The organism is Lactiplantibacillus sp. 3062 (assembly GCF_055413545.1).
On record NZ_JBVAYE010000003.1, the window covers coordinates 117691 to 131485 of the forward strand.

A 13795-nucleotide genomic window follows, 5' to 3' on the forward strand; every position below is an offset into this window, starting at 1 on the left:
AATTTAACGGTAATGACATATCATTAGCTCCTCATCAATTGTTAATCTAACTATAATGGTTGTCCTAACCACTGTCAAGGACGAATTTGCTATACTGGAGTTAAATCTACTTTGGAAGGAACGATTATATGACTTACCAAGCATTAATGTTTGATATTGACGGCACGCTGACTAATAGCCAACCAGCTTACACGACGGTTATGCGTGAGGTACTTGCTACTTATGGCAAACCATTTAGTCCTGCCCAAGCGCAGAAGACTTTTCCCATGGCCGCTGAACAAGCAATGACTGAATTGGGGATTGCAGCCAGTGAGTTTGACCACTTTCAGGCCCAATACGAAGATGTCATGGCCAGCCATTATGATCAGATTGAACTTTATCCAGGCATTACCAGCCTCTTTGAACAGTTGCCGTCTGAACTAAGACTTGGAATCGTGACTTCCCAACGACGAAACGAATTAGAAAGTGGGATGCGCTCGTATCCATTCATGATGCGGATGGCTGTCACAATCAGTGCGGACGATACGCCTAAGCGCAAACCAGATCCCCTCCCCCTACTCACAGCCCTCGAAAAAGTCAACGTTGCGCCACAAAACGCACTCTTCATCGGGGATTCCGTCAGTGACGAACAAACTGCCCAGGCCGCTAACGTTGATTTTGGACTGGCAGTCTGGGGAATGGACCCTAACGCCGACCATCAAAAAGTGGCCCACCGCTTCCAAAAACCATTAGACATTTTAGCGCTTTTTAAATAGCCATACCGACAAAACAACCGTTTCGAGCCACTGCTCAAAACGGTTGTTTTGTGTTTAGATTCAATTTGGCTACCGAAACGTGCTTCCAAAGGCAGTTTGCTCCGCTTAACTCCCGCTTGCCGAAACGTGCTAAAAGACACAGTCAGTTCCGCTTAACCCTGTTCACGCTTTATAGTCGAAACGTGCTTCCAAAGGCAGTTTGCTCCGCTTAACAATAAAACGGTCATCATCCAAAACCAGGATGATCACCGTTTTACCGTTAATGCTCACAAACTAACCGCCTTTGGAAGCACTCTTAATCTTCTCTTCCCTCATACGCAACCTGCGCGGTTACCTGGTAATCGCCCGGTTGCTCGATAGCCGACGTTCGGCCCGCAATCTTGCTCATACCACCTGTGATTACCGTGGAGGCCAAGTACAACTTATAATCCTCATGCGCATCATGAACATCGGTCAAGCCGACCTTAGTAATATGCCCAACCGGGGATTGGTCCATCTGATTGATTCCGGCGTAAATAACTAGCCGGTGATTCTCCAACTTTAACTGCGAAAAAGGAATTTGAATGCCTTGCCCAATCGCATAAACGGGTTCACCCGTTGCCTGCGCCTGCTGAATGATGGCATCATCAGTTAAGCCACCGTAATCTAATCGGACAATGTTCGCCGCTTGTAGTTGATCAACGATTTGATGCACATTCTCCTGTTCAGCACGTGAAGTCTTCACCGTGGCGGGCAACAATTCCTGCCCATCAAAAATACCGTTCGCAGGAATGTATGGTTGTTGCTGACTTTGTTGTGCTTGTTTTTCAGCTGCTAACGCTTCTTTAGGCTTACCACCCAACAATTTTTCAATACGTGGTGATAAGTCATACTTCGCAGTTTTATTAGTAAAATAATAAATGACGTTTAACGTAATGAAATAAATCAGCGCCAAGAAAACGAGCATATATAAGATGCCCCGTAACCACGCGCCATTCTGCATCAAGCGAATTGCCACATAACCGAGGTATAAATTACCCGCAATTCCAATGCCGATATAGATTTGGTTCTTAATCTTCACATTGACATTAACGTAACCCAAGGCGTGGTTGATCATATCTAAAATACTAAACATTCGTTATTCGCCCCCGTCGCTAGTAGTGGTATCCGTTGTCGACTGTGACGTTGTCGTTGTCGAGCTTGACGCGGTCGTACTTGATGACTCAGCAGCAGAGCTTTCATCATCGTCACTCGTATCAGTCGTTGAACTATTGTTATCAGTCGTACTACTATTAGTGGCACTAGAACTCGTATCATCAGCTGAACTTGATGAACTACTGGTCTTATTAGCACTGCTGCTGTCCGTATCATTCTCGTCAGTACTACTACTGGAACTACTATTCTGTTCATCATTAGATGTATCTGAACTGGATTTGTCTTTGGATTTATTCTCATCGCTACTATCATCAGCCGCTTTCTTTTTCAGACTTGCGGAACTAGCTGATGAACTTTTGACCACACTGCTAGTGGCCTTGGCGCCATTGACAGTATGGGTTGTCTTATTAACGACCACGTTAGTTGCCCCCAGTGCAAGGACAATTGAAACAATTGCAAATGGTGAAATAAATGGTGGTGTTCGATAAGCCATCGATGTCATTCCCTTCTGAGGCTTTGCCGTTATTCTTTCTAATCTATAATTAAACCATGCTCGTGTTCGGAATGCACTAATTCTATCACAAATTAAGAAACTCTTTACTCAAACAAGGCCAACAAAAAAGCCGACTCCCCGTCAGCTATTAATTGCCTGCTTTTTCGTGCAATTGGCACATAGACCGTAAATCTCGATGCGGTGACCCGTAATCGTACAACCCGGTAATTGTGCTTCATACTCGTCTAACGGACACGCTTGCAGTTCCGTCACCTTACCACAGTTTGAACAAACAAAATGGTGATGGTGTTGATGCTTGAAATCACATTGATATTTAACCAGGGTTTGATTAGCCTGGGCCTTCAATTCCAATAATCCTAACGTTTCAAACTCTTTAATATTGCGATAAATGGTATTGTGACTCATTCCTGCAAATAAGGTCCGCATGTGCTCATCAACGGCCGAAATTGCCACATAGTGGTCCTGATAGGTCACCAGATAATCTAATAATGCCTGCCGTTGCTTCGTAATTTTAAACTGATTGCGACGTAAAATTGCGACGGCTTGTTCAATTGGTGTTTCCATAATGTTGCTGCCTCCTACTGACCAGGACTTCACTAAATCATAATCATTACTATTTAGTTTAGCATACTCAAGTGTAAAAGTGAATTACGTTGACCGTCTATACGTCAGCGCTAATCTTTCGTCACAACATCATGCTGACAATATTCAGTGACCAGCTCATCTAGTTGGCGCCGCGTCGCCTGCCAATCATCATTCACGATAACATGTGCATGCCCCACTAATCCTACTGGCAAAGCCTGGTCCCGCAAATACTCATCACTAGCAACTCGCTTTTTTATCCGGCTAGGAAGATCTCCTCGCTTGGTCAAACGCTGAATTAGCGCCTCTTGATCAGCAACCTCGAGATAAATCACCACCGCTTGTTCGCCCAACTCCCGCGCATAGGTAATAGCCCCCGCCGTATCTAAGACGATACTAATCAGTGGTGACCGTTCCCAGGCTGCCGCTAGTCCTTCTCGTGAAGAACCGTATTGATTACCACTATAGGTCACGTGTTCTAAATAATGTTTCGTGACAAAACTCGCCGGAGTTTCAAAATAATAGTCGCGCCCACTGACTTCACCTTCCCGGGGAGCCCGGGTCGTATGAGTAATCACCTGAGGAATTTGGTATTGTGACCGCAAGTAATGACTGACAGTGGTCTTACCACTCCCCGTTGGTCCCGTGATCACAAAGATCCGTTTCGTTGTCAAAGTTGATAAACCTCCATTTTTTAATTCATGTAAAGCTTTTCATTTGCGTTAGCTCGGTAAACCGAGTATAGTAACGTACCTATAAGGTTCAAATAGATGATTCACGCATCTCGTAGCAAACCAACAATTTTCAGAAGGGAGTTTTGTCATATGCAATTTCAAAAAACAAATAGCTGGTTCAGCATTGTCTTAGATACGCAACGCCAAATGTTTGTCGCAACTGACAAACTTCATCCAGAATTGTTCGCTGAAGGCGTAACAATCGAAGATGCAGTTGCAAACTTACAAACCCAGGCCTAAGCCAATCTAAAAATATTGTTTAAAAATTACTGGTACCGTTTATGCGACGGCACCAGTAATTTTTTTACAGTCAGTATTATTGTAGATGCTGCTCAATGTAGGTGTTAGCCTGATCTAACATTTGCTTTAAATTATCGTAAGTCAATCGTTCACGGGCAGCAGCATAATCAAACCAGCCAATTGCACTGATTTCAACTTGCTGCCGCGTCACTACGACACCACTTGGGACTTCACTGACAAACAGTGTGACTTGCTTCAAATTACCATTCGGTAAGTCATATTCGGTATACGCCTTAAAATTGGTATCGAGTGTCGCTTCAATTTGAGTTTCCTCACGGATTTCACGTCGCGCCGCCTCAGCTAACGTTTCATTGCCTTCAACGTGCCCCTTCGGAAAGCCCCAAAAATCACTGGTCGCACTCTGTAATAATAAATAAGCGGGATGACCATCTTTTTGTTGATAGACGACCGCACCACTAGCTACTTCTGTACTCATGAAGTCGCACCTTCCTAATTATGAATTATGCTCTAGTATAACATGTTCCATCATCAATTGAGGGCTAAAATTGCCTGGAGCAAGTCCCCCAGTGCGACCCCTTGCCGGTCATCCGTTCGATTTTGTGCAATCGTTTCTGCTACCGCCATATTCAACCACTGATTAGCGCGCGCCAGCGTTGGTGCTAACGGGTAACCCCGGCCCAACAGTCCCGCGATTACAGCAGCTAAAGTATCACCGGTACCATTATAATGCCCCGGCAAACGTCGCGCACCACAGTATTGCACGTGCCCAGCTTCATCCAACCAGGCACAGCCAATCTGATCAGCACGTTGGACATCCGTAATGACTGCGTGGGCACCAGTTTTCAACTGTGCTTGCAGTGCTGGCAAAATAACTTCTAAATCTGGCGTCACTTGATAGGGCGCTCCCGTTAGCAATGCGGCCTCCGTCGTGTTTGGCAAAATCACATCCGCCTGTTGAATAAGCTGACGCATTGCCGCGACATAGTCCTGATCAAAGCCCTGATAGAGTTGACCGAGATCGCCGAGTACTGGGTCAACAACTAATAGCGACAGCGTTTGTTGTTCTAAGTAAGTAGTTATTTGTTGGCACAGTGCGACCGAACCAACGTAGCCGATCAGGGCTTGATCAAAATGCAGTTGTGCACGGGTCCAATGCGCAAAGACCTGCGGCAGCCACGTCGATAAGTCGACAACGGCTGGTGTCCCGTACCCGCTAGTATGTGTCGATAATAAGCTGGTCGGCAGTGCTGCCACGTCATACTGCATCGCCGTTAATACGGGCAACGCTGAACTAAGTGAGATTCCACCGACTGCGGATAAATCTTCCGCCACTAACATTGTTGACAATCTTGCTACCCCCTCTTATCTCGTGTAATGCTTATTCTATCAGAACTCCGACTGACTGTAACCTCTTCGCTTCAAAAGAAAGGTTAAATCAACCACTCAAATAAGCATTGATTACTCCTCACTGCAAACCGCAACGGTATTGTCATCATTAAGCTTGATTAGTGCCGACTCAAAAAGTTGAGCAGCGGATTGCCAGTCCCGTTGTTCAACTCATTAAAATTTATCATCCATCCTCATCAGACTAAGCACACATTACGTCGAAGCCCTTCGACACTTAACCGACTTCAGTTCCTTCAAATATTATCCACAATATTAGCTAGCCTACAATTTGCTAGTGAATCCTAACGTGGGCATCCGACAGTTTCAGTTATCAGATGACGTTAAATATTGCTGTTCCATAGCGTGCCGGGCCCGAACCGCATCTTCAAAATGCGCAAAATGTTTGTTTAATATGTACGTTCCTTTGTAGTAGAAGTGCGCAACCCAGGAACCTGACTGTTTGTCATAGCTCACGCCCACGACCCCACTCGTGTTACGCTTCGACTTCTTGATTGAACTCACATCTGTATGGTGATCACGAATCTTCAAATTGCGCGGGTCCCCCATATGCGAAACTGCTTGCGGATTATTAAAAATATTTTGCCGACTCTGTTCCACGGCTAGACAGCCACAACTACGCGTCTTGCCGTGCCGCAAAACGTAGGAATCCACCACGCACGTCCGGCCACACTGACACTGACAAAACCAGAGCGCATTACCATTCTTGGCCCGGCCCGCTCGGTGAACAGCTATTAAGCGTCCGAAGTGCTGACCGGTAATATCAATCGCCGCTCCCATCCTAATCCCACCATTCTAAAATTAAATTTCTATTGATAACAATATTATAAGCTTTGGCGAATCCAATTAACAGTTTAATGTATTATCCGTGTGTATTCTTTGACTACCGTTCGTTATAACAAAGTATCAACTTATAAATAACAATAGTAACAGCTACCCAACCGCATATTCAGACCCGTTTCTCTTCAGCTTAGCACCGTTACCGCCGGCTTAAGTGATGACTAGTAATTCGGCCATCACAACGCTTTTTAAATCCCCACCATGACTGGTTACGCGTTATCGTCATCAAATCTATTGTCAGCACGAACAGTGCCTCGACAGTCGCAATGTCACCAGCTTCTATGATGATTAACCAGCTATCTTGCTCCGTATCCCATTGAGTTATTAATAATAAAAGGCTGATTCTAATTGACTTTTAATAATCAACCACGGTATCATATTGACATGACGATTTGTCGATAATGACAACTAACTGTTACAAATAACCAAAAAGGTGGTCCATGTTATGGGGATTTTCCAGCGCATTTTCCAAAAAGAAGATTTGGAGCGCTATTTACAAAAAGATAGTCATTTTGAACGAACCCTCTCCGCAGTCGATCTGATTGCACTTGGGATTGGTGCCGTCATTGGGACCGGGATTTTCATCCTACCCGGAACGGTTGCCGCAACAAAAGCGGGACCCGGGATTATTTTATCTTTCGTTTTGGCTGCCATTGTGTGTGCCGTCGCCGCAATGTGTTACGCCGAGTTTGCTTCGGTGCTCCCAATCGCCGGTTCCGCGTATTCATACGGAAACATTGTCTATGGCGAAATGATTGGTTGGATCATTGGTTGGGCTCTGGTACTCGAATACGTCCTAGCCGTTGCGACCGTTGCCGTTGGGTGGGCCGCGTACTTTAATTCATTCATTGCTGGTTTTGGCCTCAAGTTACCGAAAGCCATCACCGGTTCGTTTGACCCCGCCCACGGGACCTATATCAACGTGATCGCAATTCTGATTGTCTGTCTGATTGCTTGGATTATCGATACCGGCCTAAAAACGTCGATTCGATTAAACAATATTATTGTGGTCGTAAAATTAGCAATCATTGTATTGTTCTTATTAGTCGGTTCATTTTATGTTAAACCAAGTAACTGGACACCCTTTGCCCCATTTGGTGGGACGGGAATTCTCAAGGGCGCCGCGGTCGTCTTCTTCGCTTACTTAGGGTTTGATGCTGTGTCTTCGTCGGCAGCCGAAGTTAAAAATGCCAAGCGCAACATGCCAATTGGAATCATTGGGACCCTAGTCATCTGTACCATCTTCTACATTCTCGTTTCAGGAGTGCTGACCGGGATGGTTTCGTACAAACAGTTGAACGTTGACGATGCAGTGGCGTTCGCTTTACAACTCGTCCATCAAAACTTCGTTGCCGGTATTATCTCGATTGGTGCCCTCGCCGGCATGTTCACAATGATGGTTACGATGATCTACAGTAGCTCACGGCTATTATATTCAATCGGCCGTGACGGCTTACTCCCACGTTTCTTAGGTAAAATCGATAAGCACCACGCCCCTAAAAACGCCATGTTGACGGTTACAATCGTGATTTCAATTCTTGCTGGTCTCATTCCGTTAGACCAATTGGCAAACTTGGTTAATATCGGGACATTAATTGCCTTCGCCTTCGTTTCTTTTGGAATTTTGCTACTACGGCGTAATCCCAAGCTCAACGCGATCAAGGGCTTCCGCGTGCCACTTTACCCGGTTCTCCCAATTATTTCTGGCTTGCTGTGCCTGTTCATGATGACCCAGCTATCCATGGAAACTTGGCTGGCATCCCTAGTCTGGTTCCTCCTTGGTCTCATCATTTACTTTGGCTATGGCATTCGGCATAGTCGCATGAATAAAGCTGATGAGTAACAATCTAGATTTGTACTAACTAAAAGCGCCCATCTCAAGTGATCAATCAACTTGAGATGGGCGCTTTAACTATTGTCAGCCAGCTAACGATGACAACGATTACATTTTAAGGTATGATAATGATACTTAATTAAGGAGCGTGGTTTAATCATGTTAACACCTAAAACGATCCATGACGACCTTCATGAGCATCATACCCAGGTCGTTCAACTATTCAGTAAGCATCCCTGGCTCATTCCCGCCACAACCTTATTACACATTATTCCAGTTGTCGTCGGCATCAACGGCTTTTGGAAATCGCGAGCACTAAGCAAGCAGCTCAAAATCGAACGCGAAAAAACGAAGCAACTTGCCCTACAACAGGTCGATAAAGTTCAGTCAGCGGTTACTAATCATCACTGTCAGCACCCAAGCTTACGCCAACTTTTCAAGCAAATTCGCAGTCATCATTAACACCAACGTGGTTCGAATTGGCAGTTTTAATCGCTGCCAACTCGAACCACGTTTTAATCAATCCCCTGACATTTTTACAAACTACGATTAATGATTACTGCGGCCATATCACAACGGCTAAGCCAATTGAATCGTCACGTTGGCTGATGGCCCAACGAGCTTGGCAACGGGACAACGCGTTTCCGCAATCGCGAGCCACCGTGCTGCCGTTTCAGCATCCACTTCCGGAATCGTGACCCGAGCATCTAGGAAAAATTGGTACCCAAAACGGTCACGCGACATCTTCACCGTAGTCACGACTTTGCTCTGATGTGTCTGGCCGTGCTCCTTTTCGATTGCCTCCAGCGTCGCGTTAAGGCATGTACTGAGCGCCAATCCGATTAATTGTTCCGGATTCGAGCCCGGCACCGCCTTAAGTGGACTAGATACGGCCACCTCAAGACCATTGGGAATATAGGCGTGTCCTTCGATGCCGTCTTCATTAACTGCTTGGGTCGTATATAAAATTGGAAAATCACTCAATCTTAGTTCCTCCATTCGATAGTTCACTTTGCAATTAACCTACCACAACATTATAAACTTGTCAGTAAGAAGCATTGGTTCTCGACTAATTAGCGGTATAATATTTCTAATAATACTTAATGGGGAATTTACTTATGAAAAATAATCAATTTGCAATCGTCCCGACTGATTCGGAAACCGCGATTGCCGAACTTACAAAAATTCATTTTATTACGCCTGATATGGACGCCCTGACGACTGTTCCAGCCGTCTACCAGGCATTGCTGGCTAAAAGCTTACCAGAAGTTCACACGGCAAGCGGCTTGACCCACAAGTTTAATAACATCATGGCAACCAGCCAGCACACTTTATCAGAATGGCTCGCCGATGCAACTATCGTAAACAATCAAGTCTTTTATAACGTGGGACTTCAGCTACTGGGTTTTCTACCTGGTCAAGATTTTGAATTGGCCGATCCATTGCTGGCGATGCGCGATATTCACTTGCCAATGGTCGGTGATAGCGCCTTTGATCGTGAAGCCCTCTATTATGCTTGGTACCTATTATTAAATACACGTGGGAATAATGGACAAACCTTGATTGAATCACTCACGACCCGGGGTTACTTTGTACCATTTTACCAATTACCTAACGATCAAAAGCCACTCTTCTTCAATGGTAAGGCCCAAGCCGTCTTTGATACCAACGCGCTCATTCGTGACGTCGTCTACGTTGAAGCGCCTTTAGATACTGACCACGACGGCCAACGGGACCTGCTCAAAGTTGAAATCCTTCGGCCAGCTGAGACCGAAACCGGCTTAAAAGTTCCCGTTCTCTATACCGCTAGTCCTTATAATCAGGGCATCAACGACCAAGCTGGCGATGCTCAAATGCACAACGTAGACGTTCCCCTGACTGCAAAGGAACCGGACGAAAATACCTATGCGGATGTTGAGTTCCAGCCAACAACGGCGCAACTACCAGCCGCTCGAACCGCGACCACGACGACCGATACAGCAGAGGAGACTTTCAGCCGAGAAAAGTCCTACACGCTCAATGATTACTTTCTAGCGCGCGGTTTTGCTGTCGTCTATGCAGCTGGAATCGGTTCGATCGACTCGGATGGGCTAGCCCCTACCGGTGACGTTGATGAAACGACCTCAACAGTTGCAATTATTGAATGGTTGACTGGCAAACGCCAAGCCTTCACCAATCGTGATGGCAATATCGCTATCAAAGCTTGGTGGTGCAACGGCGCCGTTGCTATGACTGGCCGGTCTTACCTCGGTACCCTCGCAACTGCCGCTGCTACGACGGGCGTGGCTGGCCTTAAGACGATTATTTCCGAGGCCGCCATCTCAAGCTGGTACGACTATTATCGAGATAATGGCCTGGTTGTCGCTCCCGATACGTTCCAGGGCGAAGACACCGATGTTCTCGCCGCTGAGGTCTTCTCACGAAGCTTAAAAGCCGGTGACGCTCACCAGATCCAACCCGCGTTTGATCAGAAACTGGCAGAACTGACTGCCGACCAAGACCGAGCAAGCGGTAACTATAACCGTTTCTGGGATGAACGCAATTATCTCAAGAACGTTGACAAAATTAAGGCGGACATCATCATGGTTCACGGGCTCAACGACTGGAACGTTAAGCCCCGCAACGTAGCTAATTTATGGGATAAATTACAGGCAGTTCCCGTTACTAAAAAGCTCATTTTGCACCAGGGACAACATATTTATATCAATAACTTACAATCGCTCGATTTCACCGACATGATGAACTTGTGGCTAAGCCATAAATTATATGGTTTAGATAATCATGCGGAGACACTCTTGCCTAACGTCTTGGTACAAGACAACACGCAAGCCCAAACTTGGCACGGCTATGACAATTGGTGGCAAGACACAACCGACGCTTTAGATTTTAAGGTTCAGTACAAAGAATTAGTTCCTGCTGACCATACAGTTGACCAACGCGCCGCTCATTTTACTGATAAATTGCCTGACAAATTATTCGACCACTATAAGCATCATTTGGATAGTTGGCAGCGCGACCTCTTGCAAGAGGATAAGTTAAATCCGCTCTATGATTACCGCCTCTTGTTCAAGTCTTGGCAGGCACCTGAGGATCAATTATTAGTGGGTATTCCGCACGTTGCGGGCTCTGTCGCCGTTAATAAGAATTTCGGCATGTTGAGCTTTATGCTGATTGACTTCGGGGCCGCGCGCCGTTTGACTGTCAGCCCACAAATGCTGGCTGCAAAAGCGCTTGATCTAGGTTACCACTGGCGCGAAGATGATTTGAAGGACTTCAAGTTAGCGGGTGAGACGCCGTTCAAGATGATTACTAAGGGGCATCTTAACTTACAGAACCGCCACCACCCATGGCACGCAGAAGCGATTCAGCCAAATGTCTTTTATGACTTTTCTGTGGATCTCCAACCGCTGTTCCACCACTTGCTGAAGGGGCATCAACTCGGACTAGTCATTTACGCAACTGATATGAAGATGACGATTCGTGGCAATCAAGACCTACAGTACTCACTTAACTTGAACGATATTCGCTTACACGTCCCAATGAAAAAAATAACAGACTAACTAATTATGGCCTACCAACTAACCACACAACCGTTAACTGGTGGGCCTTTTGTGTACCTTCAACTTAAACAGCCACTTATCATGACCAGGTCGGACACCACCACCTGTCCGGAACTAGCCAAAAAAAGTTCCAGCTTACCATCAACGTAAGCTGGAACTCATCTTTAATTGTTATTAACTTCGGCAATGCGGTTCGCAATCAAATTCGTTAACTGGCGATTACCAGTCGTATTTGGATGAACATTGTCATCTGCAAACCAACCACTTTGATTCTGCGCACGACCATGCCAATCGATAACATGCACGTTCGCATGCTTCTTAGCAGTCTTGGCAATTTGAGCATTGACCTGATTTTGCCAACTCTGTGTTGGGACGTGGGCCGTTACCCAGAAAATCTGACGATCCTTACCAATCAGTTTAACGACTTGTTCAGCTTGATCATCCGTAATTGTCCCGTTAGTCCCAATGTTCAATAGGACGTTATGGGCTAATTGCCCTTGCGACTTCAGCGAATTAATGATTCCAGGAACTTCCGTCACTTGACGACCAACGCGACCTTGAACCACCGTACCCGGGATAACATCTTGAAGATCGGAAGAAACATCCAGTAACACCGAATCCCCAATGGCTGTCAGATCCGTATTGGCCATCGCTAGAACAACTTGTGGCTTCAAATCGTATTCCTTTTCCACCTGCTTCTGCTTCGAGTTCAACTTCGCTTCAGCCTGCTTGGTCTGCATCTTTTCAGTCGCAACCTTCTTGCTTGAAGCAGCCGCTGCCTGGGCAGCTTTTTGCCGTTTGAGCGCCGCCGCATTCTTCTTATCAGCCGCTTTAGAGTTAGCTGCAATCGTCTTTTGTAATTCAGTCTTCTTGTTAGCTTCCGCTTTACTTGGCTGTTGAACGAAACCAACCGCCGTAATAACGAATAAGACCGTGGTCAAAGCGACAATCGCAGTGGTCACGCGGTTAAACTTCGGTTTGCGGAGGAAATCTTTGAAGTCGACCAATAACCGACTGTAATCATAGTGCCGCATTGGATTTTCAATAAACCGATAACTCAATTCCGTCACGATCAAAATTAAGGCAACTTCAATCAAACTATTGAGGAGTAAATGATCACCAATGTTTTTAACTTTAGTTTCGTAGAAAATCATCACTGGGAACTGGTAGAGATAGATCCCATAACTACGTTGCCCAACGTACTTAAACACCGGATTCGTCAAGACGCGATTGAGATGACTAGCCGGGTGGGCCACCGTTGCAACTAACACTGTTGATAGGACTGTGAATAGTAACATACCGCCACGATAAGTGAAATCAGATTGACCGGACATCTGGAAAAACATCCAAATAATTGCAATTAGCGAAGCACCGCCTAAGATATCCAGTGTCACTCGATTAACATTAGCAATGTCCGCCGATAATTCCCGTGATGGCCAGATAAACGCAAGGCCAGAACCTAACAAGATTGCAAACATCCGCGTATCAGTTCCGTAGTACACCCGATTCGTATTCGCTGGATCATACAACATTGCCATGGTTATCGCTGAAATACCCGCAGCAATCATCATAAACCAGAAGACCCGTGAACGCTTCTTGAAGATGACCATCAAGATACCAATCACTAATGGCCAGAATAAGTAATATTGTCCTTCAATTGAGAGCGACCATAAATGAGTGAACGGTGATTCACCATTGAAACGGTCAAAATAACTTTGACCGTGATTGATTTCAAACCAATTATAGACGTAGACTAAATTCGTTAATACAGTAGCCCGAATGTTCGTCAATAATGACCGTTGAAACAGCGTAATGTAGGCTGTTGTCCCTAACAACATCGTCACGAATGCTGGATATAGCCGCCGCATCCGGTGTCCGAGAAACCGCCATATCCGGACATGCCCCCGACTCAAAATATCTTGTAATAAAATATCCGTAATCAAATAACCTGAAACGACGAAGAAGATCGGAACTCCCAAGTAACCTCCTTGTAGTGAGGCCGGCATCAAGTGATAGATGATGACACCCAGCACCGCCAATGTCCGGATACCATCAAATCCGGTGATATAACGTCTTGGATTCATCCGGTGTCGATTCATCCGACTCATTGTTCGGCTCATATTTACGCTCCGCAAATTTTCATTCATATTCCTATTACCCCTTGAATTGTCTCTACA

The 13795-nt window shown here is 45.7% G+C and carries 14 protein-coding genes; 5 read left to right on the forward strand and 9 right to left on the reverse strand.

Translation table 11 applies throughout. The annotated features are described in order from the left end of the window. Window positions 1-128 precede the first annotated feature (128 nt). Window positions 129-755, forward strand: coding sequence for an HAD family hydrolase (locus tag ACWQAU_RS06605; protein ID WP_003641119.1), 627 nt, complete (start codon window positions 129-131; stop codon window positions 753-755). A 295-nt stretch (window positions 756-1050) separates the two neighbouring features. Here the strand turns inward: ACWQAU_RS06605 and ACWQAU_RS06610 are convergent, their stop codons facing one another. The 4 genes from ACWQAU_RS06610 to ACWQAU_RS06625 all read right to left on the reverse strand — a co-directional run bounded on the left by ACWQAU_RS06610 (window position 1051) and on the right by ACWQAU_RS06625 (window position 3659). Then, complete coding sequence (locus ACWQAU_RS06610) at window positions 1051-1869, reverse strand: DUF6681 family protein (protein WP_003641118.1); 819 nt, start codon at window positions 1867-1869, stop codon at window positions 1051-1053. A 3-nt stretch (window positions 1870-1872) separates the two neighbouring features. Continuing rightward, window positions 1873-2382: a hypothetical protein gene (locus ACWQAU_RS06615; protein ID WP_003641117.1), complete on the reverse strand. Its 510-nt coding sequence runs from the start codon at window positions 2380-2382 to the stop codon at window positions 1873-1875. Window positions 2383-2523: 141 nt separating this feature from the next. After that, a complete protein-coding gene (locus ACWQAU_RS06620) occupies window positions 2524-2967 on the reverse strand; it encodes a Fur family transcriptional regulator (protein WP_003641116.1) in 444 nt (147 codons plus the stop codon). 110 nt (window positions 2968-3077) lie between these two features. After that, the gene (locus ACWQAU_RS06625; protein ID WP_003641115.1) at window positions 3078-3659 is read right to left on the reverse strand and encodes a guanylate kinase; all 582 of its coding nucleotides are present in this window, start codon (window positions 3657-3659) and stop codon (window positions 3078-3080) included. Between the two features lie 150 nt (window positions 3660-3809). Between ACWQAU_RS06625 and ACWQAU_RS06630 the strand changes: the two genes are divergently transcribed. Then, window positions 3810-3959, forward strand: a complete 150-nt coding sequence (locus ACWQAU_RS06630; RefSeq protein ID WP_003641114.1) for a hypothetical protein — start codon at window positions 3810-3812, stop codon at window positions 3957-3959. 76 nt (window positions 3960-4035) lie between these two features. On the opposite strand, the gene ACWQAU_RS06635 is transcribed toward ACWQAU_RS06630, so the two are convergent. From ACWQAU_RS06635 to ACWQAU_RS06645, 3 genes are all read right to left on the reverse strand, one after another. Further along, window positions 4036-4455, reverse strand: a complete 420-nt coding sequence (locus ACWQAU_RS06635; protein WP_003641113.1) for a bis(5'-nucleosyl)-tetraphosphatase — start codon at window positions 4453-4455, stop codon at window positions 4036-4038. Window positions 4456-4508: 53 nt separating this feature from the next. Further along, a complete protein-coding gene (locus tag ACWQAU_RS06640; RefSeq protein ID WP_003641112.1) occupies window positions 4509-5327 on the reverse strand; it encodes a PfkB family carbohydrate kinase in 819 nt (272 codons plus the stop codon). Window positions 5328-5690: 363 nt separating this feature from the next. Next, on the reverse strand, window positions 5691-6164 hold the full coding sequence (locus ACWQAU_RS06645) for an AP2 domain-containing protein (protein ID WP_003641111.1): 474 nt from the start codon (window positions 6162-6164) through the stop codon (window positions 5691-5693). Between the two features lie 505 nt (window positions 6165-6669). Here ACWQAU_RS06645 and ACWQAU_RS06650 point away from each other — a divergent pair. Both ACWQAU_RS06650 and ACWQAU_RS06655 read left to right on the forward strand, forming a co-directional pair. Then, a complete protein-coding gene (locus ACWQAU_RS06650) occupies window positions 6670-8067 on the forward strand; it encodes an amino acid permease (RefSeq protein ID WP_003641110.1) in 1398 nt (465 codons plus the stop codon). A 150-nt stretch (window positions 8068-8217) separates the two neighbouring features. Continuing rightward, window positions 8218-8520 (forward strand): hypothetical protein, encoded by a 303-nt coding sequence (locus tag ACWQAU_RS06655; protein ID WP_003641109.1) that lies wholly within the window; start codon window positions 8218-8220, stop codon window positions 8518-8520. Between the two features lie 117 nt (window positions 8521-8637). On the opposite strand, the gene ACWQAU_RS06660 is transcribed toward ACWQAU_RS06655, so the two are convergent. Beyond that, entirely contained in the window at window positions 8638-9057 is a 420-nt protein-coding gene (locus ACWQAU_RS06660; protein ID WP_003641108.1) for an OsmC family protein, read from the reverse strand. A gap of 119 nt (window positions 9058-9176) precedes the next feature. Here ACWQAU_RS06660 and ACWQAU_RS06665 point away from each other — a divergent pair, with 119 nt between their 5' ends. After that, window positions 9177-11618 carry a Xaa-Pro dipeptidyl-peptidase gene (locus ACWQAU_RS06665; protein ID WP_022637908.1) on the forward strand — a complete coding sequence of 814 codons (2442 nt, stop codon included), beginning with the start codon at window positions 9177-9179 and terminating at the stop codon, window positions 11616-11618. Between the two features lie 164 nt (window positions 11619-11782). On the opposite strand, the gene ACWQAU_RS06670 is transcribed toward ACWQAU_RS06665, so the two are convergent. Continuing rightward, window positions 11783-13765 (reverse strand): acyltransferase family protein, encoded by a 1983-nt coding sequence (locus tag ACWQAU_RS06670; protein ID WP_024002947.1) that lies wholly within the window; start codon window positions 13763-13765, stop codon window positions 11783-11785. Between the last annotated feature and the right edge of the window lie 30 nt (window positions 13766-13795).